Here is a 23366-nt window from a genome sequence, read left to right as displayed (position 1 = left end):
CTTGAACAATATCACCATTGCAGTTGATGCGATGGGTGGGGATCATGGCTTAAGTGTAGTGATTCCTGCCTGTGTTCGCGCAGCTAAAAAAAATCCAGACCTGAAAATAATCCTTGTCGGTGTGCAGGATAAGGTGACTGCTTCATTAAAGAAGCATGGTGTGTTGTCTTCAAATCAATTTACAGTTGTTCATGCATCAGAAGTTGTAACCATGGATGAATTGCCATCTCACGCGTTACGTAATAAAAAAGATTCTTCCATGCGAGTAGCTATAAATCTGGTCAAAGAAGGAAGAGCACAAGCCTGTGTAAGCGCTGGTAATACGGGTGCATTAATGGCAACGGCTCGATTTGTGTTAAAAACATTGCCTGGAATTGACAGGCCAGCCATCATTTCTGAATTACCTACGATAAAAGGTAAAACCTGGGTCATCGATCTGGGGGCCAATGTTGATTCATGTGCTGAGCATCTTTTTCAGTTTGCGGTAATGGGATCTGCTTTAATTCAGGCAATTGAAAAAAAATCAAAACCTAAAATCGCGCTTCTCAATATTGGTGTTGAAGAAATTAAAGGGAACGATCAGGTTAAACGTACCGCTCATATGCTGGCAGAATGTTCCGTAATGAATTATATAGGCTATGTAGAGGGTGACCATTTTTATACCGGTGATGTTGACTTGGTTGTTTGTGATGGGTTTGTTGGTAATGTAGCACTAAAAGCCAGTGAAGGTTTGGCCAAATTATTGCTGACTTTGCTTAAAGAATCATTTAACAGGAACTGGTTTGCAAAACTGGCTGGTTTAATTGCTTTACCTGCTTTGAAACATCTGAAAAATCGATTGGATCCATCTCGTTATAATGGCGCTAGCATGCTTGGTTTGAATGGTATTGTAATTAAAAGCCATGGCGGTGCCAATGAATTGGGTTTTGAATATGCTATTGAGCAGGCTGTTCTTGAAGCACAAAATAATGTTGTTGATTTAGTACGTGATCAAATAAACGATTTTATAAATCAGGGATTGTTGTTATGAAGAATGCTGTAATTAGTGGCACGGGAAGTTATTCTCCTGAAAGACAACTCACTAATGTTGAACTTGAAAAAATACTCGATACCGATGATGAATGGATAGTATCCAGAACCGGGATTAGCAGTCGCAGTATTGCAGAACCTCATGAAACTACGTCCTTTATGGCTTCACGAGCAGCAGAACAGGCTTTGGCTTCTTCTGGCCTTGACGCTGAGGAAATTGATTTAATCCTGGTTGCTACCTGCACCCCGGATCATTTTTTTCCAAGTGTTGCATGTCACGTACAACATGCATTAAAAATTAAAAAACCAATCCCTGCCTTTGATGTTGGTGCTGCATGCAGTGGTTTTGTCTATGCTATGGATATAGCAAAACAGTATATAGCCACTGGTGCTGCTCGTCATATAATGGTGATTGGGGCTGAAAGCATGTCCAGAGCTGTTGATTGGACCGATAGAGCTACCTGTGTATTGTTTGGAGATGGTGCTGGTGCATTAGTATTAAGTGCAAGTGAGCGCCAAGGTATTTTGGGTAGTGTCTTACATTCAGCCTATGATTCAGAACAACTTTTGACATTGCCTAATGCAACATTTGAGGAACAACGCGCGACGATTGGTATGCGTGGTAATGAAGTATTCAAAATCGCTGTCAATATTATGGGTGATGTCGTTGATGAAGTATTAGCACTCAGTAAACTAAATAAATCTGATATTAATTGGTTAATTCCACATCAGGCAAATATACGTATAATTCAGGCTATCGCTAAAAAATTATCTCTTCCCATGTCACAAGTTATCGTTACTATTGGTAATCAGGGCAATACATCCGCCGCTTCCATACCATTAGCGTTAGATCATTCTATTAAAAACAATCAGGTTAAACGTGATGAACTGTTATTAATCGAATCTTTTGGCGGTGGAATGACTTGGGGCGCAATGGTTATTCGTTACTAATTAATTAATAGGGCTAATTCAATTATGGTTAACACAGCATTTGTATTTCCTGGACAAGGATCTCAATCTGTAGGGATGTTATCTGATTTTTCTCTTCAATATCCTATTGTTACTGATTTGTTTACAGAAGCATCTGAGGCTGTGGGATATGATCTCTGGGATTTGATTCAGAATGGGCCTGTTGAAAAACTAAATCAGACTGAGCATACCCAGGTTGCTATGTTAACTGCTGATGTCGCAGTTTATCGTTTATTAATACAACAAGGATTTCCGCAACCTGTCATTATGGCGGGTCATAGTTTAGGTGAGTATGCTGCTTTGGTTTGCGCTAACTCATTATCATTATCTGAAGCAGCACAATTAGTTGCTCGTAGAGGCCAGGTCATGCAAAATGCCATACCTTTAGGTATGGGGGCAATGGCAGCAATCGTTGGTTTGACTGACGAGCAGGTCATTAATTTGTGTGCAGAAGCAAGTACCGATAATCATAAAGTTACCCCGGCAAATTTTAATGCCATTGGACAGGTAGTAGTTGCTGGTCATACCTCGGCCGTAGAACAGATGATTGACTTGGCCAATGAAGCAGGTGCTCGTTTGGCAAAAATTATTCCTGTAAGTGTACCCTGTCATTGTCCACTTTTGGCTGAAGCTGCAGAGCTTTTTGCAGAGAGTCTCGCAAAAACTGAATTTAAAAATCCGTCCATTGATGTAGTAAGCAATGTGGATTTAAGCGTTTATTACTCTGCTCAACACATTAGAAAACAATTGAAAGAGCAATTGTATAGCCCGGTTCGTTGGGTTGAAACGATTCAAATGTTCAAAAATCGTGGTATTGAGTTAATCGTAGAGTGTGGTCCAGGAAAAGTTCTCAATGGACTTATCAAAAGAATAGACAGAAGTTTAGAGGCTGTCAGTGTTTATGACACAATTAGCCTGGATCAGATTGTAGAACAATTACATACTCCAGCTTAAGAGGAAGCTTAATGATAACTTTAGAAGGTAAAATTGCATTAGTGACAGGAGCCAGTCGTGGTATTGGTCAGGCAATTGCTGTTAAACTGGCAAAACATGGTGCATTTGTTTTTGGAACTGCGACTACTGAACAGGGAGCTGCTTCAATTAATGCTCTTTTTGAAAAAGATAAACTCTCTGGCAAAGGTATTGTTCTTGATGTCACTAATGCCGAGCAAATTGAGCACTTGATGTCTACTTTAACTGAGAATAATCAATGTCCTTCTATACTGGTGAATAATGCGGGGATCACTGCGGATAATTTACTGTTGCGAATGGATGATGAAGAGTGGTACAAGGTAATAGAAACCAATCTAAACTCCATTTATAGAATGTCCAAGGCTTGCATAAAGCCCATGTTTAGAGCTCGCTGGGGACGTATCATTTCTGTGGGTTCAGTCGTGGGTGCAAGTGGTAACTCTGGACAGGTCAATTATACTGCAGCAAAAGCGGGTGTAGTTGGCTTTTCCAAGTCATTAGCCCAGGAAATTGGCAGTAGGGGTATTACTGTTAATGTTGTTGCACCTGGATTTATTGATACAGATATGACAACTTCCTTACCCGATATGGTAAAAGAAGAAATGTTAAAAAGAATTCCAATGCGTAAACTAGGGCAAGCGGAAGATGTAGCTGATGCTGTTGTTTTTTTAGCGTCAGACAGTGCTAAATATATTACAGGTGAAACAATTCATGTCAATGGCGGCATGTATATGAATTAAATGCTCTTGCGTTATCTGTATAATTGAATAAACTAACCGTCAGTATTTTAAATTATTTCTATCAACCGAAAGAGGAAAATCAAGTTATGAGTACAGTTGAAGACCGTGTCCGTAAAATTGTTGTTGAACAATTAGGCGTTAAGGAAGAAGAGTTAAAAAATGATGCGTCATTTGTTGACGATCTGGGTGCTGATTCTCTGGATACTGTGGAATTGGTAATGGCTCTTGAAGAAGAGTTTGAAACTGAAATTCCTGATGAGAAAGCAGAAAAAATTACTACGATTCAGGAAGCTATTGATTATATTGAATCTAATTTAAATAAAGAAGAAGCCTAATTTTTTCGAGGAGCTTTGATTGAATAAACGGCGTGTGGTTGTTACTGGCATGGGGATGCTTACCCCGGTCGGACTTAATGTACAAGAAACTTGGCAAAATATATTGGCAGGAGTTAGTGGTGTAGGTTTGGTTGATGATTTTGATACCAGCGAATACAGCACTAAAATTTGGGCCAAGGTCAAGAATTTTAATGTTGAGAACTATGTGCCTGTCAAAGATGCTCGTAAAATGGATGTATTTACGCAATATGGAATTGCTGCCGCTGAAGAGGCCATGCTTGATTCTGGTTTGAAGATTGATGAAGCCTTATCACGTCGTACGGGTGTTGCTGTAGGCGCTGGTATTGGTGGAATTCAAACGATTACTAACAATCAGGATAAACTGGTTTCTGGTGGTCCGCGTAAAGTTTCACCATTTTTTATTCCAGCAGGCATAATCAATATGGTTGCTGGACAGATTTCTATTAAGCATAATTTAAAAGGCCCTAATATTTCTGTAGTCACTGCATGTACTACAGGAACACATAATATTGGACTCGCCGGTCGGATTATTGCTTATGGTGACGCAGATGTCATGATTTGCGGTGGTGCAGAAATGACCACAACACCACTTTGTCTTGCTGGATTTTCAGCAGTACGATCTTTATCCAAACGAAATGATGAACCAGAAAAAGCATCAAGACCCTGGGATAAAGACAGAGATGGTTTTGTCATGGGAGAAGGTGCTGGTATTCTTGTTTTGGAAGAGTATGAACATGCCAAGGCCCGTGGTGCGAAGATTTATGCTGAATTAGTAGGATTTGGCATGTCTGGTGACGCGTATCACATCACGGCGCCTGATGAAGATGCTGATGGTGCTGCTCGTGCTATGGAAGCTGCCATTAATGATGCGGGTATTAATCCACAGCAAGTGGATTATATCAATGCTCATGGTACTTCGACGTATCTTAATGATATGAATGAAACAAAGGCCATCAAGCGTATTTTTCAACAACATGCTTATGACCTGGCAGTGAGTTCTACAAAATCAATGACCGGACATTTATTAGGCGCTGCAGGAGCAGTAGAAGCCATCATCAGTGTTTTGGCAATTAAAGATCAAATTGCCCCTCCAACTATAAACCTGGATAACCCTGATGAAGGTTGTGATTTGAATTATGTAGCGCATACACCACAAAAAAGAACCATTAATTACGTTTTAAGTAATTCACTTGGTTTTGGTGGTACAAACGGCAGTCTGCTATTTAAGCGAATCTAAATGGACTCCCCAAGACATAAAAAACTGGTAGTTTGTATTGTTGCTGTGTTTTTTATGTCTTTTTTTATTGTCAGTTGGAATATATACAGATTAGTACAATGTCCTGTTATTCCCAAAACTGATGCCGCTCAAATAATCAGTATTGATCGCTCTGCATCCGCCTATCAGGTCGTTCAATTATTAAAAGAAAAAAAGCTGATTCACTCAACAAAGCTTTTGCTACTGATCATTCGTTTTAAAGGACTCTCTCATCAAATTAAAGCGGGTGTATACCAAATAACTCCGGGTGAGACAGTAATGGAGTTGCTGCAGAGAATTGTGGCTGGCGATGTAATAACTCAAAAATTTACCATTATTGAAGGAACGACTCAGCAAAAAGTGTCTCAAGATTTACTGAATGCGCATTATTTAAACTATCATCCGGATGATTGGTTATTCATTAAAGCGAATTATCCTAATGCTGAAGGATTATTGCTGGCAGATACGTATCAATATCAAGGTGGCAGTAGCAGTAAAACTCTATTAGAGCAGGCACATCGCAATTTGATGTCTTATTTGAATGACTCCTGGTCTCATAGAGCTTCTGATTTACCTTATAGAAGTGCTTATGAATTGCTTATTGCTGCTTCAATAATTGAAAAGGAAACAGCCATTCCCCAGGAAAGAAAACTGATATCCGGTGTAATGGTCAATCGATTAAAGAAATCAATGCCTTTACAAATGGATCCTACTGTAATTTATGCATTAGGTGCGGATTATAAAGGTAAATTATCCCATAATGATCTATTAATTAAATCGCCATATAACACCTATATGTACCGAGGTTTACCTCCAACACCCATAGCGATGGTAGGCAAAGAATCCATAGATGCAGCGGCTCATCCTCAATTATCGAAATATTTGTATTTTGTTGCTAGAGGAGATGGTTCTCATCAATTTTCAGAAACCTATGAGCAACAACGAGAAGCGATTAATCTATATCAACGAAAGGACTATTAATGGCATTGTTAACGGGAAAATTAATAGTAATTGAGGGATTGGAAGGAGCAGGCAAGTCAACTGCAGTGAATACCGTAATTGATGAGTTATCAAAACGTGATATCAGTACTATAACGACGCGAGAACCAGGTGGAACAGCTGTAGGTGAGATATTAAGAGAAGTCATTAAAAATCCTGAGTACAGTGATGTTCTGGATGACAAAACAGAATTACTTCTGCTGTATGCTGCACGTATTCAATTGATTGAACAAGTGATCAAGCCCGCTTTGCAGCAAGGAACATGGGTTATTGCTGATCGATTTGAATTATCTACTATAGCCTATCAAGGTGGTGGTCGAGGGTTGGATCTTCAAATGATAAAAAGTTTGTCCGCTTTCTGTCTTAACGGGTTTAAACCTGATCTCACGCTGTATTTGGATATATCTCCCGAGATTGGAATGCAAAGAGCAAAACAGCGCGGTACTTTTGATCGGATTGAACAACAAGCTCTTGAGTTTTTTCATCGTGTGCATGAAACCTATATAAAGTACATCAATGCCAATCCTGATATTGTTACAATTGATGCAAGTCGTCCTCTGACTGATGTACGTAGTGCAATTCAGGAAGCAGTAAATCGATTTATCGAGCATTATGATGAATAATCATCAGGAGCAATGGCAAAAGATTCAATCCGCATTTGCTAACAAACGTGTTCCACAATCCATGCTTTTAGTTGGACCGTTGCATTGTGAACTTGGCTTGTTTGTCAGAAAGACCATGAGTCTATTACTGTGTAAATCAGGCCAGAATGAACCTTGTCTGAAATGCGGTGATTGTCAGATGGTTGAACGTATGGAACACCCCGATGTTGAATGGATCAAGCCTGAAAAGAATGGCGGAGCTATTAAAGTTGATCAAATTAGAGAGTTACAAAGCTCAGCTTATTTAACGCCCCAACGATCCACTTATCGATTAATTGTCATCGAATCAGCTGATCGTATGAATACAGCTTCAGCAAATGCATTATTGAAAATATTAGAAGAACCTGCACAACATACTGTTTTCATCTTAATAGCACAACAGTTAAGTACGGTACTGCCAACTGTATTGAGTCGATGTCACATTATCACATTTTCTCCAGTTGATAATTCAGCATCTAATAATTTATTGACGCTTGGAGAACACTACTCACAGGAATCCGAAAGGGCGGTGCTCTTTAATCAAGCCGATGTCATTTTAGATGGACTCATTGCCTTGATTGAACGCAAGCAGCATCCCTGTGTTTTAGCGGCTCAATGGACTCAATATGAATTGGGTAGTTTTTTATGGTTTTTATATTTAGTGTATTCACAAATACAAAACATGCATGTCATGAAAACTACTGTGACAGGCCCAGCAACCCTTCAGCTTGGTAAGCTATTAACCTTATTGTCTCCTCTTTCAATATTTGCACAAATTGACAAAATAAATACATTATTGAGAAAAATAAGCCATAATATGAATGTAAATCATACATTGGTTTTAGAAGACTTGTTGTTTTCTTTAATACCAGGCACGTAAACTGGACGAGTATTAAAGAGGAGGGTATATGGCGGATAAAATTCAACTGATAAACTGTTCGTTTACCAGTGAAGCCTCTCTGTATTTGGCTTACATGCCTTTTGTTAAAGGAGGGGGGATCTTTATCCGAACAAATCACATTTACCCCCTGGGTGAGTTAGTTCAATTATCAGTTAAATTAATTAATGAACAGGATCCTTATACAGTGAATGGAAAGGTAGTATGGATTACTCCAAGGGGAGCGCAGGGTAACAAGCCATCAGGAATAGGCGTGCAGTTTCAGGGTGAGAACAGCAGATATCTGTGTAATAAAATAGAAACTTACTTGGCAGGAATGTTAAAATCAACGCAAATGACGGATACTATCTGACTTGATTTAAACAGAGGATTCACATGTTAGTCGATTCACATTGCCATTTAAATTTCATTGATTTAGCTGAGTTTAATAATGATCTGTCTGAGGTAATAATTCGCGCACAAGAAAATGGAGTTCAGCATTTTCTAACGGTCTGCGTTGAATTAAGTGATTACCCACAATTAGAAGCTATAGCCGCAGCACACTCTAATATTAATATCTCGGTTGGCGTACATCCTAATAGTGAGATGGCCACTCCGGTAACTGCAGCGTTACTTTGTGATTTAGCAGCTAACCCGGCATGTATCGCTATTGGTGAAACAGGGCTTGATTATTATCGGACGCTCACCGATGAAGCGCAGGAAATGCAGCGGGATCGATTTAGAGAGCATATCAGAGCAGCGTTAAGTACCTCAAAACCCCTGATAATTCATACACGCCAGGCAGCTGAAGATACTCTTTTATTAATGGCTGAAGAAAATGCGCATAAAATCGGTGGAGTAATGCATTGTTTTGCTGAGGATCTTGATATTGCCAGAAGAGCTATCGACCTTAATTTTTATATTTCGTTCTCAGGTATTGTGACTTTTAAAAATGCCGTTGCTCTTCAGGAAGTTGCAAAACAAATTCCATTGGATCGAATATTGATTGAAACAGATTCACCTTATTTGGCTCCTGTTCCTTACCGAGGAAAGCAAAATCATCCAGCACTGGTGAAATATGTTGCAGAAGCGATTGCTGAATTAAGGGGGATGGATTATGAAACGATTGCCAAAATTACCACGGATAACTTCTATAACTGTTTTAAAATTCAGTGAAACACACTGACAAAAAACATTGGACATTCAAAACACAGAATCCTCAATCCATTCACATTATGGATGAAAGCATCGATTGGTCATGTTATTTACTCATAATCGAAGTTAGTGTTCATTTGAAGATGGAATTCTAATACGCAATAATTGATCATTATTTGTTCTTTGTGTTATATTGCGCAACACCTGGTTCTGTTGTGAGAAAATGATGCAAGAATGGTTGAGGCTTTTTTATCAAAATATTGAGGGAACAACTTTAACTATAAATGGCAGGATTTATAAACTCTCTGACTGTAAGCGCATTGGCGGCGGCTCAGAAAAGCATGTGTATCAGCTTAAAGAGGACAAATTGTGTTTTTTTATACCCCATAAATATCGAAGTGAAGAGCATTGGAACCAGAAAATTCAATTAGAAAAACTCATACTTGATGAGATAAGCCAACTAGGATTGAAAACACAACGATTTGAAATGGTTTCTATCCAAATGAGTGTTCCTGGAGAGCAACCTCGATCCATTAATGGTCTGTTGACTAGGGATTTTAAAAGCCTGTGTAATGAAGAATCGATAGTCATACATGACCCCAAGGGTAGCCATCGAGTGATAGGAACACCTCCTGATTTTCATAACATGAGAGAACGTTTTAAAGATAAAGAATTCGTTCAAAACATGTTTAAAAAAATCATCAAGGAATATGCGGTTGCTTACACATTCTCCTTACCAATTAATATATTAAAAACAAATGATGACAGTCAGCATATTATTTTTGAACTACCTCAAAACTCTAACGAACCACCTCTAGCAAGATACATGTTTTGGGATGTAGTCTCAGATGTTGATGTATTTCCCTTTATTTTCAGAGCGCCTACTCTAAGTGAATTAAAAGGTGGACCTCGTAAGTTTAGTTTGGGCAATAAAGGGACTACAGCGCTCTATTTTCTTGCCAATACAGTTGCTTGCTCTATTTTAGAAATGTACAACGATGAAATTAGCGATTCGTTTAGCTTTGTTAGAGAATTGCAATCTGATATTCTTTTAGCTATTGATGATGATGTATTTCTAAATGATGCTCTAGAACATGCTCGATCCTTGGCGGTTCCTTATTTTAATAAATTATTTGTTGAATTAGAAAAGGAAGTTGAAGTAGTTGATATGGATGTGTTTCATTCTGTAATGTTGATGGCAATTACATCTAGTAATCTGGATATAATTAAACAATGCTATCAATTACGCCCTCAAAATTCTGTTTTAACAGAAGAGCATATTGATAGCATACTCAATGCTTCTAATAAATACAGCAATCAAGACGTTATTGAATATCTCAATAGTACATTAGGCGCAGAAAAAAATAACTACGAAAAAGCAAAACAATTACAACTCGAAGCAAAAGAGAACATAGTAAAATGCGAACAATTAAAAGAAACCTTTTTGAAACACTATAAAAAACAATTGGTTTCGGACAAAAGTTCATACTGTGGTATCTATTCATTTTTTGTTAAAAGTTATGTTACAGATGATATGGATTTAACTGAAATAGTAAAACATGCTCAAGGTTTATCTAAAGAAGGATCGGGAGCGCGTAGTAAATTGGTGATGAAACAATTGGGATGGTTAGATGTGAATAATAACGTTAGTGGTGAATTAAGTACTGTTATTGCGAAAATATAGTATTGAAATCATAAATACATCTGCAAGGAAGCTTTATAAAACTCATTGCTCTAATCATCCGATGTTTTAATTTCTATGAAGCATACTAAAAAATAGGCACAGGGCGCTCAAAATCATCATGGTCAAGGGAAGAATGTAATAATTAGTCGTTAATATAATCCCAACCACTCCAGCTATCAGTGAAGATATACTCATCCGCATCGTATTGATAACCGCGGTTGCCGATGCTGCGTGTTCGTTAAAATCTTTAAGTGCCAGGGATAATGCCGGTGGATTGGTAATCGTTACCCCTATGGTAATTAACAATAAAGGCACAATACAGTCCAGGCCAAATCCAATTGAATGATAAAGTAGAAGCGAAATAGACGCCCCAGTTATCATCATAAGACTACCAAAACACATATTCCATCTTAATGAGAAATAATCTCTAAGACGTATACCTATATAGTTGCCCAGAATCATCGTGAATCCATTAAATGCAAAGATTAATGCAAAGGCAGTAGGTGAGTAGTGCAGTTGGTTAATAATTAAATACGTGATATTGACTATTATGATCATTATATTGGTAAATGAAGCGGTAAGGATAATCATTCCCAACCACAAATGTCTGCTTTGTAGAATGTACATGTATTGTTTTAGAGATTTTAAATAAGAAAATTTCGATTTACTTCTGTCCCATGTGGGTGACTCTTTCAAAACTGATTGGGCAAGCAGCAGAAGTATAAAACCAAATACAGCCATGCATATAAAGGTCGCCTGCCAGCCCAAATAGAGAAATACTACTGCTCCGAATAATGGCGCAATAATGGGCGAAATAGATACAATCATTGAGATATGTGAAATGATATTGGCGCGTTCCGCAGTATTTTCATAATCCCGGGTTGACGAGAGGGCAATGACTCCAGAACTGCAGATAAAGAAACTTTGCAATGCTCTACCGGCAATTAACATATAAATAGAATTGGAAAAAATGCACATCATGGTAGCGATCAAGAATAGAGATAGACTTACATTAATTGATTTCAACCTGCCAAAATGATCAATCAAAGGCCCCCAGATGAGCTGAGCGAATCCATTTACAAAGATATAGATACTAAGAGTAAGCTGTCCTAATTCATGGGTGGTTTGAAAATAATTGATAATGGTCGGTAAGGCCGGTTGATATAAATCAAAAGTTATTAATGAAAAACCCGAAAGACAGGCAATATAAATAAATGGAGTTTTAGTAACGAGCATCTCTATCCTTGATATAAAATCCAGATATCCTACCAATAATACCTGTTATTCAATTTATTCAACGAGAACTTTGTCAGTTATCTTCGTATTTAGTACTATATAACAACTATATCATTAATTAGAGTATTCCATGAGTTTATACATAGGTTTAATGTCAGGTACCAGTATGGACGGTATCGATGCCGCGTTGGTTGACTTACCCTCTAATAAACTGGAATGTGGAATTACCAAAAAATACAGTGATGAATTAAGGAAACGCATCGATGATCTGGTCGGTGGCAATTCTTTAAGCCTTGCCTCGATTTGCCAACTCAATACATTGATTGGCAGAGAGTTTGCCCTCGCTGTAAATGAATTATTACAGGAGACTAACGTTTCTCCAGGAGCAATCAAGGCGATAGGAAGTCATGGACAAACAGTATGTCATGACACCAAATGTGCCATTCCTTATACCTTGCAACTTGGATGCGGACACACCATTTCTTCATTAACAGGTATAACAGTAGTGGCTGATTTTAGAACAAGAGATATAGTCAATGGTGGTCAAGGTGCTCCGTTTGCTCCACTTTATCATCAGGAGTTATTTTCTCATTGTGATTCAGAAATAGCATTAGTCAATATAGGCGGTATTTCTAATGTGACTTTTATTAATCCACATCAACCAACACGTGGCTGGGATGTGGGGCCAGGAAATTGTTTAATGGACGCTTGGATTATGCGTCAGCTTCATAAATCATATGATGCTGGTGGTGCCTGGGCCAAACAGGGAACAGTGATTGAACCTTTATTGACACAATTATTGGCAGACCCCTTTTTTTCATGGTCGGCTCCCAAAAGTATCGGTAAGGAATACTTTTCTCTTTCCTGGCTAGAACAGTATGTTAATTCGGAATATAAACCTGTTGATATTCAAGCTACCTTATTGGCGCTGACCGTAAGATCGATTGCCAGCACCATCATTAGCAACCAAGGCGCCATAAAACACGTCTATTTATGCGGTGGAGGTACTCACAATACGCATTTACTTAACGCTTTGGCTGATTTATTACCTCATATAAAGGTTTGCAGTATTGCTGAAACCGGTGCAAGTCCTGATTATCTGGAGGCCATGATGTTTGCGTGGTTAGCTTCTCAAACTTTGGATAATATCCCGGTTAATTTAACATCGATTACCGGCGCGAAAGAGCTTGCACTATTAGGTGCAGTATATCCTATACTAAAATGATATTGACAAACTAAATCGCCTTGCGTTTAAATGGGCAATTCTCATCAGAGTGAATTTAAATTGAACGCACATTACACTATAAAAGCAAAAGATGGAGTGGGTGATAGTCTGGCTGCAGCGTACTTTATTTTTTTTCTCGCAGCTTCATTCTATTTGTATGAATTTATTCTTCAGGTCGCTCCAAGTGTCATGGCAGAATCCATGATGAAAACCTTTGGTGTGAGCGGGCAGGGCTTTGGTGTAATTTCCGCCTTTTATTTTTATGCCTATGCCCCATCGCAGTTGCCTGCTGGAGTATTATACGATCGTTATGGGCCTCGTAAATTAATGACATTTGCCATTATTCTTTGTGCTATAGGCTCCGCATTTTTTGCCTCGACAGATAGTGTATTCACCGCGTGTATCGGAAGATTTTTGATTGGTATTGGCTCCGCATTTTCTTTTATTGGTGTGTTAGTGCTTATTTCACGATGGTTTCCGCCCTATTATTTTGCCATTCTTGCCGGTATAGCCCAATTGATGAGTTCAGTAGGTGCCATGTTTGGTGAAATGCCACTTGCCGCATTAATTTCTCATGTAGGTTGGCGTAATGCCAGTTTTATATTGTCTGCTATAGGCTTTATATTGGCTGGATTTTTTTGGGTTTTTATTCGCGATTATCCCCATCAGCAAAATCAGTCAATTCCCGATCATTATCTAAGAGATGAATGGAAACGACTTGTAGCTGTGTGCAAACATGCCCATACCTGGATTATAGGCGGCTATGCATTTGCCATCTGGACTCCTATTGCCGTTTTTGCTGCACTTTGGGGTGTTCCTTATTTACAGGAAAAATATCAAATTAGTGTGGTTGCCGCATCAGGATTATGCAGCATGATCTGGATTGGAATAGGAATAGGAAGTCCTTTGCTGGGTTGGCTCAGCGATCGTATTGAAAGCAGACGTATTGCTTTGGTCATTAGTGCTGTTTTAGGCTTGGTGGCTACTTTGATATTGCTGTATTATCCTAATCTGCCTTATGGCTGGTCTTATATCACTTTATTCACTCTTGGTTTGGGGGCAGGCGGACAAACTGTAAGTTTCGCAGTTGTTAAAGAGAATAACTCTCCAGAGCTGGTTGGAACAGCATCCGGATTTAATAATTTATCGGTTTTAATCGGTGGCGCCATATTTCAGCCCTTGGTAGGTTATATTTTACAGCACACGGATTCCTGGCGTTTGGTCAATGGGGTACATGTGTATGATATTTCCAGCTATCAAACCGCATTATTGGTTATGCCGCTTTGCTTTTTGGGCAGCTTGCTGATTGCAGCGTTTTTGATTAAAGAAACGCATCCTGCTCATCAACATCAATAATTGTGTACTGGATGATTGCGTTAATTATAGATTGTAACTTGATACGCACCTTGATATAGGTGCGTAAACGATATAAAGGTTGATGAATGGTTTTGGGTTTTAACAAGAAAGTCCAGTTTCTTCTGTTATCTGTTCTTGATTCTCTGGTGAACTGTCCAATTTAATATTTTTTCTTAAATTAGATTGATAAAAGGCATTCATATTAGTGAGTAATGAACGCTCCAATAGTGTGTTTTCAACCACCGGCGTTGTGTTTTCAATACTGGACAAATTATCCCAAACTTTTGAGATAGACAGGAACATCGATGATGTTGAGGCGATAAGTACTGACAATCCCACGAAGGTGCTCAAAGACAGTAAGGGCAATGCGAATGGTAGAATCGCTGCACCAGCTATAAGCGGTATAAGCCATGCTATTGAATAACAAACGTTGAGTATACTATCCAAAACAATTTCATCGAGCCACTCATTGGAACTGGTTTCAATTGTATTTATGGCTTTATTCAGATCCAAATTATTCTGGCTTAATTGATAGAGTATGGAATACAGCTCACTATATTTATCAACAATATCTGATTGAGGAATCGTGTTTTTATTGTAAAAGCGATCATGATAGAAATCTCTTATTATTTGAAGATCTTTTCCAACATTTTTTAATATCTGGATCTGTTGTTCGCCAAAAAGAACAGCATATCCACTTTGAGCTATTAGCTTTTCATCTGAAATTACATGTTGAAAGGTATCAAATTGTTTATCAATAGCTTTAAACCTTCTGTCTAACGTCATCGTACATCCTTATTAATTTAATTGGCGATTGGTATTCTATCTTGCTTAATATCCTTATTCAAATAACCGACAGCACGTTATTTTTGTATTCAAAATTGGAATTATCAACTCACCTTAATTGAAGTCTTCTTTTCTCTCATAAACGTTAATGCAATGAATAGTAAAAAGAGTAATCCAATCGCATTACAATAAATTCCGAAGTGAAGATTATTATGGCTGTGATAAAACAGGCTTGCTATTTCAATACCTATTGCACCAATGATCATTACACTTAAACTGATCAGTGCTGAAGCGGTGCCTTTGCTCACTGAGGTGACAAACAGACAGAATCTGTTTAATGGGGCGTTAATGACACTGAGGGCAAAGAAGTAAATAATGACACCGGGAATTAAATAGATGTAATTATTGCCATAGAAATAAGGCAATAATGCCATTAATATTATTCCTGCGGTCATTATGATGCAACCCAGATAAATTATATTCTTCAGTTCCATTTTGTAAGTCAAACGGTGTAAAAACCAGTTACCCAAAATTGTTGCTCCAAAAATTGGCAGCTGCCATAAACCGTATTGAATGACCGTTAATTTTGCTTCGGTAATCATAATTATTGGTGCGAGTGCAATCCAGGCAATACAGGGAATACCCACTATGGCTATTGCCAAGGCGCTGTAACAAAATGTTGCATTACTCAGTAGAGCCCAATAATTTTTGAATACAGAGAGAAGCGATAATGGCGCTTTGGGGATCTGCTTTCCGTCTTTCTTTATCTGGCCTATAGGTTCAGGCATATATCGCCATAACCCCCAAAGAGCGAAAATCGCGCAAAACGCTATCATCACAAAGATGACTCGCCATGAGGTATAGTGAATAATGATGGCACCTAAGATAGGTCCTAATAAGGGCGCCAAAATCGCGGCGTTAGCCATGATGGCAATAATACGAACTGCATCCATTTCTTCAAACAATTCCTGAATGGTTGCATATCCGATGACGCCTATAAAGCATAAACCCATACCCTCGAAAAATCGGGCGGTAAGAAATTGATCCATTGAATGTGAACAGGCAATCAATAAGGTAAAAATGAAGAACAAGCTTGCGCCAAGCAACATCATGGGTCTTCTGCCGTAAGCATCCGATACCGGACCAAGAATCAATTGCAGACTGGCTCCACCGAGAATATACACAGTAAGTGAGGTAGCTACCATTGATTCAGGCGCATTAAATGAGTTAACAACATGAATCATCCCGGGCATGATCATATCATTGGCTATATACGTTAGAAATTCGTACAGGACTAGAAAACAGGCGAAAGTTATAGCTTGTCTGTGAGTTATGTTGATAAGTGGTTCAGACATAGCTTTTGCCTTAGGAATGAAATTTTAATGAACAGTCGTATAGTATATACCTGCTCTAGTTTATTTTTCGATAGTAATTACCACAGAATTTACGAAAAATGCCCAATCTCTTCGTTAAAAATTGATTGTGTCTCGACCCTGGGGTTTTTCGTAAGTCCTGTATTATTCAGTTTGAACTAAATGTCACATCATTACTGTAAGTTGATAATGCATCAATTCATTTGACGCAAAAACTCCTGCAAGTGGTGTTTGTCCTTCTCTGTCCCCAGATAAGTTTTTAAGTGCGCTATAGAGTTCGTGTATTCATCGTGAGTGATGGTTCCACGGATTAGCTCAAAGCGCTGGTAGACGCAATAGGTATTGAGCACATCCGTTTCACAGTAATTTCTTATTTCCTTTATTTGCCCAGCGGCAAATTGCTCCCAGACTTTAGAACCACTCATGCCCATTTTGCCTGGAAAACCGAGCATGGTGGAAATGTCGTCGAGAGGTGCAAAGGCTTTATTTTGATATCCTGCAATAAGATCCATCAGATCTATATGGCGATAATGAAATCTGCTTAAATAATTGTTCCACTTAAATGATTGTTGATTTTCACCAGTTTCCCAATAGGTTGGTGCACTTACACCGTGTAATAGAGAGCGATAGTGTAAAACGGGTAAATCAAAACCACTGCCATTCCAACTGATCAGAGTTGGAGTATGTTTATCAATACCGGCAAAAAAACGAGTAATTAATTCTTTTTCATCCGAATTTTCATCTCCAAGGGACCAGACTTTCAGCTGTGAACCATGACTGAGTACTAACGATATGGCACAAATTTTCTGTAAATAATGAGGTAGAAAATCGTTTCCAACTTTTGCTCGCCGTAATGCAAACATGGCTTGGGAGACTTCAATATCGGATAAACCATCCAGATCATATAATGTTCGCCCTGCATCGATGTCGGGTATGGTTTCAATATCAAATACAAGTACGCTCATTTGGTAATCTGTGTGATTTCAGGGACTTAAATTGTAACATGTGGAGTAGGGTATTACTATTGATTAGGGGAATGGCGCGTTTGAAACACATTAAAAATCGTGATGATTCTGGCCATAAAAAGGGTGATATAAGTACTCTTGTTTCGGTTGATAAATGACATGGATTGTGAAGATTAATTTTGCTACTATACTTTTTTCGCTTTTTTGGGTACAACATACCCGGATTTTTACCTAATTAATATCATGAATTATAAACTATTTACTCTTTTATTATCGGTATTGCTTCTTACCTCTTGTGTTAGTCAACCTCCCAGAGATGTAAATAATATATGTAATATATTTAAACAATATCCTAAATGGTATTCTGATGCTAAAGATGTAGAAAAACGGTGGAAAGTCCCTGTTCCTGTACAGATGGCAATTATTCATCAGGAATCAAAGTTTGACGCAAGCGCCAGACCGCCTCGTACGAAATTATTGTGGATAATACCGTGGAAAAGACCATCAACAGCATATGGCTATACCCAGGCACTACAATCGACTTGGAAACAGTATAAGCAAACCAATGGCTGGATTTTGTCATCTCGTGATGACTTTGCTGATGGAGTTGATTTTATTGGTTGGTATGCCAATCAAGCTGCGGTCAAGGCAGGAATACCGCGAACAGACGCTTATTCACTATATTTGGCATATCATGAAGGAGTGGGTGGATATCAGCGAAAAACTTACCTTCAGAAGCCCTGGTTGATTTCTGTAGCGAGAAAAGTTAAAGCAAAATCACAAATTTATGCAATGCAACTTAACTCATGCCAGGGAACAATGAAATCTCACGCATGGTTTTGAAAGAGTCCTAGAGAAAATATGCTAAAAATTTTATAATATTTAACTGGATTGGTATTATACTATAGTTCCAGGTTTTAAATTGAGACCAATTATTAAGGAGTTTTTGATGCGATTAATGCTTTTAGGTGGTCCGGGTGCTGGAAAAGGAACCCAGGCTTCGCGTTTAATTGAACGTTATAAAATTCCTCAAATTTCAACAGGGGATATGTTACGTGCCGCAATTGCCCAGCGTACTCCTTTAGGTTTAAGTGCTCAAAAGATTATGGAGGCCGGTGGGCTTGTATCCGATGATATTATAATTGGTCTAGTTAAAGATCGCCTAAAAAATCCAGATTGTGCCAATGGTTTTTTATTTGATGGTTTTCCAAGAACCATAGTTCAGGCAGATGCTTTAAAGAATGCGGGTATATTTTTAGATCATGTGATAGAAATTGCAGTAGATGATAACGAAATCATAGAACGGATCAGTGGGCGCCGTATTCATCAACAATCAGGACGGGTATATCACATTATCAACCATCCCCCAAAAAATCCTGGTGTTGATGATCTCACAGGGGAGCCATTGATTCAACGTGATGATGATAAAGAAGAAACGGTACGTAAAAGACTAGAGGTATATCATAACCAGACTGCTCCATTGATTAATTACTACAAAAATTGGGCAACTGAAGGTTCACCTGATGCGCCTCAATTTCATACTGTAATTGGAACAGGAACTGTTGATCAAATATTTGACGAAATCGTCACATTGCTTGATGCTAAGGAAAAAGTATGCCAAGCAAAACTTTAACCAGTGCTGAATTTGAATCATTGATTAATGAAAATGAATTGGTTTTTATTGATTTTTGGGCTGAGTGGTGTGCACCCTGCAAGCAGTTCTCCAAAGTTTATGAACAGGTTTCCGATCAATTTCCTGGAATAGTATTTGCCAAAGTAAATATTGAGGAACAACAGGATCTGGCTGATTTTTTTGAGATTCGTTCTATACCTCATCTCATGGTATTTAAAGACAGTATTGTAATATACTCGGGAGCTGGCAGCATGCCCGAATCCACATTAAAAGAATTGGCTCAACAAGCTCTGGATGCTGATGTTACTGAAATACGGGCTCAGCTTGAGCAGGATAAGCAATAAGATTGCCTATATATTCTTTTAATTCTTCCTTGCTGGCGGCGTCCATTGAGAGATCAAGTTTGGTTCGTCGCTTTAATACATCATCAACGTTTTTTGCCCATTCTTCTTGAATGAGATAATCCACCTCAACTTGATAGAGACAAGTTCCAAATTTTCTTCCCATGGATTCAATATTAGTGCATTGTGAAAGAAAAATTTCAGTACGACTCCCGTAATTATAGAGATAGCGATACAATAATTCAGAGTCCAACCAATGATATTTCTCTTTGGCGTAGATGATATACTCTTCAAAGCCCATTGTACCTAAAGCGGCTCCAGGAAGAGGAGTGACCTTTGTTCTTGAATGGCGCATCTGAGGAAATACTGAAGAAAGTTGATTAATAACGTCCTCTGCCAATTGTCTGTAGGTTGTTATTTTACCTCCAAGAATTGTCATAACCGGGGCTGGATTAGTACTAAACTCATAACTGTAGTCTCGGCTTAACGTTTTAACTTCTTTTCCTTCATTTGCAATAAGTGGTCTAATTCCGCTCCAGGAATACATAATATCCGTTTTGTGAATTTTAATTTTAAAATACGAGTTAACTAAAGTCGTTAAATACACAATTTCTTCTTCATCGATTTGAATCTGATCCAACGATCCAGTGTATTCTACATCAGTAGTACCGATCATGCTGAACCCATGAAAGGGAATGACAAACACGACACGTTTATCATCATGTTGCAAAAAATAAGCGTGTTTCCCTTCGTAAAGTTTCGGTACGACTATATGACTCCCTTTGACGAGAGTCATGTCGCTCTTAACTGAGGTTTTTGTTAGTTGGGCCAGGGATTTAACCCATGGACCAGTGGCATTGATTAGGGTTTTTGCATAGGCTTTATAAATGGGGCCGTTGTCCGGTTGAATAATTAATTGCCACATGTTATTTACTACTTCAGTATGAATCACTTTGGCGCGTGGGCGTATACTTGCCCCATGATTTTTTGCTTGAATGGCATTAATAATAGTTAAACGAGCATCATCTGTAGACGCATCATAAAATAAAAAACCACGGTTTAATTGGTCTACTAATGGATTAAAATAGGTGTTTTTTGTAGTTCTGTGTATGGTTTTACATTTAGGTAAATGGTTTTTTCGGCTTAAATGATCGTAAAAAAACAGCCCCAGTCTTAATAACCAGGCAGGACGCATATGTTTTTGGTAGGGCAAAATAAATGATTGGGGATGGACGAGATGAGGTGCCAGGTTCAATAAAGTCTGTCGTTCTTCTAAGGCTTTTTTCACCAATCCGAATTCATAATGCTCTAAATACCTTAATCCTCCATGAATTAATTTTGTGCTGCTGGATGAGGTTTTGGAGGCTAAGTCATCCTGTTCGAAGAGTACTACGGAAAGGCCTCTAAGTGCCGCATCTGCTGCACAGCCGCAACCATTGATTCCTCCCCCAATAATTGCAACATCAAAAACCTGCTCCATGTTTTTGTCTCCGGCATAATAATAAATACAATTTAATAGTAAAGTATCTTTTCTTGAGAATCACGTGATTTAGTATCTATTTTCTAATTTGAGCCACCAAGGTCCGGCTACTGAAAATGCCCCGTCATTTTAAATTGGGCATTGTGAACAGACCTTATAACTAAAAATTAAATAGAAGACTCATGTACAAACAATTTCCATTAAAATTCTCTCTTAATGGTCTTTTAATGTACTGATTCAGGTAACCCATTTCAATAGTACTCTGTTCAGTAGTTTTGTAACCTAATCCTATGAAGGCGCGATTTTGATCAAGACCAGTATTATTCTGTATGTTGAAATTATTAAGATGATAAAAAAGTTCATCCATGCCAATAAGACTAAATTGTTCATGATTGGGTATTGGAAACGCTATTTTAAATAATTGTCTGTACCGCCAGGCGGTATGAATCGTGGCTTGTATATAGCGTTGTTCAAGGCGAGATCGAATTGTAGCTGTAAATTGGCTGAATTTTTTACTCCACAGTATTTGTTGCCAGATTCTGTTCTCCTCTATAGGCCTTACGGTGAATGGTTGTGCGGTTCGAATCCATGCGTATCCTATCCAGACGCTTGTTGTTGGGATCACCTGATATCCTAGTCCCGGTCGCAATAAGAGTTGTGAAAGTTTCGAAGCGTCATCACCAAATCGACCTTGATATTCGAGCCAATATTTAATTTTCGGGTATTTTTTCGTTATCGAACCCATAACAGTAGTGTTGGTCCAAAATTGGAAATCGTTCTCAGCTGCAATACTTACTGTACTGATAAATATAAGAATGAACCAGATGATGCTTCTGTTTACTGATTTATTTTTTGCATGGTTTTGTATCAACTGGTTCATATTAATCCTGATGTTATTGAATCAATACAACGCTTAATTCAAACTGTGCTGTGGAGTGTCTTGATCATCATCATTCCAGGCAAGCTCATTCGCCTCGTCAGGTTCTTGAGAACGATCTGTATTTGAAGTTTCCCGAAATACACCATATCGTTGACGTGCTGAACTACTTGAGCAGACGGATTGATCGATTTGTTCCCAATCACTGGCCTCTGGTATGGGTACGAGTTGAGTAAGATGATCGACAGACAATGATAATTTATGGTTTACAACGATCAACCCAGCATGAGCATCATTCATTTCTTCAATTTGATCTCTTAGTGCAATAATCTCCTGATTAAGTTCCTCAATATCCTTCTTCAATTGTTTTAGTTGTTTTTTTAAATTTTTTTTCTCATCATGGTCATGCGGTTCATCGTGGATATTAATTTCTAATTGTTCTTTTTGATTCTGCATTTCTTTCACTTGCACCATTAGTTCTACCATAGGATCCACCGTTTGTTTCTTATTTGCCACTTTCATTTCCATTAATTTATTCATAATAAAGTGACGTGTTTCAATTAAATGTCCAATTTTATCTGCATGGCGAACTGAAAAAGGGTGGTCAGTCAGCTCACTGTTAATATAACTTTCAAGTATCGGTACCAATTTTCCCATGGTAAATTCCGTCAGTACTAATAAATTATCCGTAGCAACCAACTCCAGTTCGCTGGTTAAATGCGGGGCTAAAATGATTGCCAGATTTCGTGCTGACATCTTATTTGTTTCTTCAAATGAAGAAGCCCTATGCATCAAATAACAATAGTGATACAACATTTCACCCGTTCGTTGGTGTTCCAGAGATTTGGATAACAGGAGCTTATTGATAAATTCATCTAGCAGATAAACGGCATCTGATAAACTGTCGCTATTTAAATCACCAGCACTGAGTAATTGTTGGAGTTTTTTTGTAAAACCAGCCAACAAATCATCCGTTGTATCTAATAACAAGGAATCCTTAAGTACGCAGTTAAACATGCCAATAGTATTGTGTACGTTATCGCTATTTATCTGCTGGTTTACGAAAACATACTGTTCCAGTATGTTCCAATCAAAGTTTTGATCGATAAGTTGTTTTAATAATTCTTCAGTATCTGGTTTTGAGCCAGTAATTCTAAAAATACCCTTATTGTCTAATAATTCAGGATGATGTTGTATTAATAGTGAAACACAGCGAAATACATTAACGATTTCATGAGTACTGTATTTAGATTTTCCAGCCATGGATAGTTCTCCCTTATAAAACTATAAAATACATGGAATATACAAAAATTAGTAGAGAGATAATTTGCCCTACATGGATTCATTGTTTCGAGTTTTGAACAAATGGAATTAATGATGGTTTTTACGAGTTTGTTTATTACTTTAATTGACTCAT

24 protein-coding genes are annotated in these 23366 nt (G+C 38.2%); 17 read left to right on the top strand and 7 right to left on the bottom strand.

Annotation, left to right across the window (positions count from 1 at the left end; translation table 11 throughout):
* Window position 1: 1 nt before the first annotated feature.
* The 12 genes from plsX (at window position 2) to IZU94_RS13410 (ending at window position 10677) form a co-directional block, all read left to right on the top strand.
* Entirely contained in the window at window positions 2–1030 is a 1029-nt protein-coding gene (plsX, locus tag IZU94_RS13465) for a phosphate acyltransferase PlsX (RefSeq protein ID WP_203111435.1), read from the top strand.
* The gene (locus IZU94_RS13460; protein WP_203111434.1) at window positions 1027–1980 is read left to right on the top strand and encodes a beta-ketoacyl-ACP synthase III; all 954 of its coding nucleotides are present in this window, start codon (window positions 1027–1029) and stop codon (window positions 1978–1980) included. The genes plsX and IZU94_RS13460 overlap by 4 nt, the downstream gene beginning before the upstream one ends.
* A gap of 24 nt (window positions 1981–2004) precedes the next feature.
* Window positions 2005–2952: an ACP S-malonyltransferase gene (gene fabD, locus IZU94_RS13455; protein ID WP_203111432.1), complete on the top strand. Its 948-nt coding sequence runs from the start codon at window positions 2005–2007 to the stop codon at window positions 2950–2952.
* Between the two features lie 11 nt (window positions 2953–2963).
* Complete coding sequence (gene fabG / locus IZU94_RS13450; RefSeq protein ID WP_203111429.1) at window positions 2964–3710, top strand: 3-oxoacyl-ACP reductase FabG; 747 nt, start codon at window positions 2964–2966, stop codon at window positions 3708–3710.
* A 44-nt stretch (window positions 3711–3754) separates the two neighbouring features.
* Window positions 3755–4045 carry an acyl carrier protein gene (gene acpP / locus IZU94_RS13445; RefSeq protein WP_420798055.1) on the top strand — a complete coding sequence of 97 codons (291 nt, stop codon included), beginning with the start codon at window positions 3755–3757 and terminating at the stop codon, window positions 4043–4045.
* Between the two features lie 19 nt (window positions 4046–4064).
* On the top strand, window positions 4065–5303 hold the full coding sequence (gene fabF, locus IZU94_RS13440) for a beta-ketoacyl-ACP synthase II (RefSeq protein ID WP_203111426.1): 1239 nt from the start codon (window positions 4065–4067) through the stop codon (window positions 5301–5303).
* Window positions 5304–6302: an endolytic transglycosylase MltG gene (mltG, locus tag IZU94_RS13435; RefSeq protein WP_203111423.1), complete on the top strand. Its 999-nt coding sequence runs from the start codon at window positions 5304–5306 to the stop codon at window positions 6300–6302. It abuts the gene before it with no gap.
* A complete protein-coding gene (gene tmk, locus IZU94_RS13430; RefSeq protein ID WP_203111410.1) occupies window positions 6302–6943 on the top strand; it encodes a dTMP kinase in 642 nt (213 codons plus the stop codon). The genes mltG and tmk overlap by 1 nt, the downstream gene beginning before the upstream one ends.
* Window positions 6936–7841 carry a DNA polymerase III delta subunit-related protein gene (locus tag IZU94_RS13425; RefSeq protein WP_203111630.1) on the top strand — a complete coding sequence of 302 codons (906 nt, stop codon included), beginning with the start codon at window positions 6936–6938 and terminating at the stop codon, window positions 7839–7841. The genes tmk and IZU94_RS13425 overlap by 8 nt, the downstream gene beginning before the upstream one ends.
* A gap of 28 nt (window positions 7842–7869) precedes the next feature.
* Window positions 7870–8211: a PilZ domain-containing protein gene (locus tag IZU94_RS13420; RefSeq protein ID WP_203111406.1), complete on the top strand. Its 342-nt coding sequence runs from the start codon at window positions 7870–7872 to the stop codon at window positions 8209–8211.
* 23 nt (window positions 8212–8234) lie between these two features.
* Entirely contained in the window at window positions 8235–9014 is a 780-nt protein-coding gene (locus tag IZU94_RS13415) for a TatD family hydrolase (RefSeq protein WP_203111390.1), read from the top strand.
* Between the two features lie 202 nt (window positions 9015–9216).
* Window positions 9217–10677: a hypothetical protein gene (locus IZU94_RS13410; protein ID WP_203111387.1), complete on the top strand. Its 1461-nt coding sequence runs from the start codon at window positions 9217–9219 to the stop codon at window positions 10675–10677.
* A 66-nt stretch (window positions 10678–10743) separates the two neighbouring features.
* On the opposite strand, the gene IZU94_RS13405 is transcribed toward IZU94_RS13410, so the two are convergent.
* On the bottom strand, window positions 10744–11913 hold the full coding sequence (locus tag IZU94_RS13405) for a multidrug effflux MFS transporter (protein ID WP_203111384.1): 1170 nt from the start codon (window positions 11911–11913) through the stop codon (window positions 10744–10746).
* A 130-nt stretch (window positions 11914–12043) separates the two neighbouring features.
* Here IZU94_RS13405 and IZU94_RS13400 point away from each other — a divergent pair, with 130 nt between their 5' ends.
* Both IZU94_RS13400 and IZU94_RS13395 read left to right on the top strand, forming a co-directional pair.
* The gene (locus tag IZU94_RS13400; RefSeq protein ID WP_203111381.1) at window positions 12044–13138 is read left to right on the top strand and encodes an anhydro-N-acetylmuramic acid kinase; all 1095 of its coding nucleotides are present in this window, start codon (window positions 12044–12046) and stop codon (window positions 13136–13138) included.
* Window positions 13139–13198: 60 nt separating this feature from the next.
* On the top strand, window positions 13199–14494 hold the full coding sequence (locus tag IZU94_RS13395) for an MFS transporter (RefSeq protein WP_439649233.1): 1296 nt from the start codon (window positions 13199–13201) through the stop codon (window positions 14492–14494).
* A gap of 99 nt (window positions 14495–14593) precedes the next feature.
* On the opposite strand, the gene IZU94_RS13390 is transcribed toward IZU94_RS13395, so the two are convergent.
* From IZU94_RS13390 to IZU94_RS13380, 3 genes are all read right to left on the bottom strand, one after another.
* Window positions 14594–15280 carry a DUF5638 domain-containing protein gene (locus tag IZU94_RS13390; RefSeq protein WP_203111375.1) on the bottom strand — a complete coding sequence of 229 codons (687 nt, stop codon included), beginning with the start codon at window positions 15278–15280 and terminating at the stop codon, window positions 14594–14596.
* Window positions 15281–15384: 104 nt separating this feature from the next.
* Window positions 15385–16635, bottom strand: coding sequence for an MFS transporter (locus tag IZU94_RS13385; protein WP_203111373.1), 1251 nt, complete (start codon window positions 16633–16635; stop codon window positions 15385–15387).
* 212 nt (window positions 16636–16847) lie between these two features.
* Entirely contained in the window at window positions 16848–17618 is a 771-nt protein-coding gene (locus tag IZU94_RS13380; RefSeq protein WP_203111371.1) for a 3'-5' exonuclease, read from the bottom strand.
* A 243-nt stretch (window positions 17619–17861) separates the two neighbouring features.
* Here IZU94_RS13380 and IZU94_RS13375 point away from each other — a divergent pair, with 243 nt between their 5' ends.
* The 3 genes from IZU94_RS13375 (at window position 17862) to IZU94_RS13365 (ending at window position 19595) form a co-directional block, all read left to right on the top strand.
* A complete protein-coding gene (locus tag IZU94_RS13375) occupies window positions 17862–18461 on the top strand; it encodes a transglycosylase SLT domain-containing protein (protein WP_203111369.1) in 600 nt (199 codons plus the stop codon).
* 106 nt (window positions 18462–18567) lie between these two features.
* Window positions 18568–19251, top strand: coding sequence for an adenylate kinase (gene adk, locus IZU94_RS13370; protein WP_203111367.1), 684 nt, complete (start codon window positions 18568–18570; stop codon window positions 19249–19251).
* Complete coding sequence (locus tag IZU94_RS13365) at window positions 19233–19595, top strand: thioredoxin family protein (RefSeq protein WP_203111365.1); 363 nt, start codon at window positions 19233–19235, stop codon at window positions 19593–19595. The genes adk and IZU94_RS13365 overlap by 19 nt, the downstream gene beginning before the upstream one ends.
* Here the strand turns inward: IZU94_RS13365 and glpD are convergent.
* The 3 genes from glpD to IZU94_RS13350 form a co-directional block, all read right to left on the bottom strand.
* Window positions 19555–21072, bottom strand: coding sequence for a glycerol-3-phosphate dehydrogenase (gene glpD, locus IZU94_RS13360; protein ID WP_203111362.1), 1518 nt, complete (start codon window positions 21070–21072; stop codon window positions 19555–19557). The genes IZU94_RS13365 and glpD overlap by 41 nt on opposite strands.
* A gap of 160 nt (window positions 21073–21232) precedes the next feature.
* On the bottom strand, window positions 21233–21952 hold the full coding sequence (locus IZU94_RS13355; RefSeq protein WP_203111359.1) for a DUF2490 domain-containing protein: 720 nt from the start codon (window positions 21950–21952) through the stop codon (window positions 21233–21235).
* Between the two features lie 33 nt (window positions 21953–21985).
* A complete protein-coding gene (locus IZU94_RS13350) occupies window positions 21986–23212 on the bottom strand; it encodes a RhoGAP domain-containing protein (protein WP_203111356.1) in 1227 nt (408 codons plus the stop codon).
* Between the last annotated feature and the right edge of the window lie 154 nt (window positions 23213–23366).

This window comes from Legionella bononiensis (assembly GCF_016786215.1).
Taxonomy (GTDB): Bacteria; Pseudomonadota; Gammaproteobacteria; order Legionellales; family Legionellaceae; genus Legionella; species Legionella bononiensis.
This window is presented reverse-complemented; position numbering and strand designations above follow the sequence as displayed.

What these genes read in the sequence shown, in the direction of transcription:
- fabG (WP_203111429.1), top strand. Translation starts at nt 2,964, where the DNA reads ATGATAACTTTAGAAGGTAAAATTGCATTAGTGACAGGAGCCAGTCGT.
- IZU94_RS13420 (WP_203111406.1), top strand. Translation starts at nt 7,870, where the DNA reads ATGGCGGATAAAATTCAACTGATAAACTGTTCGTTTACCAGTGAAGCC.
- IZU94_RS13415 (WP_203111390.1), top strand. Translation starts at nt 8,235, where the DNA reads ATGTTAGTCGATTCACATTGCCATTTAAATTTCATTGATTTAGCTGAG.
- IZU94_RS13355 (WP_203111359.1), bottom strand. Translation starts at nt 21,952, where the DNA reads ATGAACCAGTTGATACAAAACCATGCAAAAAATAAATCAGTAAACAGA.
- IZU94_RS13375 (WP_203111369.1), top strand. Translation starts at nt 17,862, where the DNA reads ATGAATTATAAACTATTTACTCTTTTATTATCGGTATTGCTTCTTACC.
- IZU94_RS13390 (WP_203111375.1), bottom strand. Translation starts at nt 15,280, where the DNA reads ATGACGTTAGACAGAAGGTTTAAAGCTATTGATAAACAATTTGATACC.
- IZU94_RS13350 (WP_203111356.1), bottom strand. Translation starts at nt 23,212, where the DNA reads ATGGCTGGAAAATCTAAATACAGTACTCATGAAATCGTTAATGTATTT.
- IZU94_RS13380 (WP_203111371.1), bottom strand. Translation starts at nt 17,618, where the DNA reads ATGAGCGTACTTGTATTTGATATTGAAACCATACCCGACATCGATGCA.
- IZU94_RS13365 (WP_203111365.1), top strand. Translation starts at nt 19,233, where the DNA reads ATGCCAAGCAAAACTTTAACCAGTGCTGAATTTGAATCATTGATTAAT.
- tmk (WP_203111410.1), top strand. Translation starts at nt 6,302, where the DNA reads ATGGCATTGTTAACGGGAAAATTAATAGTAATTGAGGGATTGGAAGGA.
- mltG (WP_203111423.1), top strand. Translation starts at nt 5,304, where the DNA reads ATGGACTCCCCAAGACATAAAAAACTGGTAGTTTGTATTGTTGCTGTG.
- fabD (WP_203111432.1), top strand. Translation starts at nt 2,005, where the DNA reads ATGGTTAACACAGCATTTGTATTTCCTGGACAAGGATCTCAATCTGTA.
- IZU94_RS13405 (WP_203111384.1), bottom strand. Translation starts at nt 11,913, where the DNA reads ATGCTCGTTACTAAAACTCCATTTATTTATATTGCCTGTCTTTCGGGT.
- IZU94_RS13410 (WP_203111387.1), top strand. Translation starts at nt 9,217, where the DNA reads ATGATGCAAGAATGGTTGAGGCTTTTTTATCAAAATATTGAGGGAACA.
- IZU94_RS13425 (WP_203111630.1), top strand. Translation starts at nt 6,936, where the DNA reads ATGAATAATCATCAGGAGCAATGGCAAAAGATTCAATCCGCATTTGCT.
- IZU94_RS13385 (WP_203111373.1), bottom strand. Translation starts at nt 16,635, where the DNA reads ATGTCTGAACCACTTATCAACATAACTCACAGACAAGCTATAACTTTC.
- glpD (WP_203111362.1), bottom strand. Translation starts at nt 21,072, where the DNA reads ATGGAGCAGGTTTTTGATGTTGCAATTATTGGGGGAGGAATCAATGGT.
- adk (WP_203111367.1), top strand. Translation starts at nt 18,568, where the DNA reads ATGCGATTAATGCTTTTAGGTGGTCCGGGTGCTGGAAAAGGAACCCAG.
- IZU94_RS13460 (WP_203111434.1), top strand. Translation starts at nt 1,027, where the DNA reads ATGAAGAATGCTGTAATTAGTGGCACGGGAAGTTATTCTCCTGAAAGA.
- IZU94_RS13400 (WP_203111381.1), top strand. Translation starts at nt 12,044, where the DNA reads ATGAGTTTATACATAGGTTTAATGTCAGGTACCAGTATGGACGGTATC.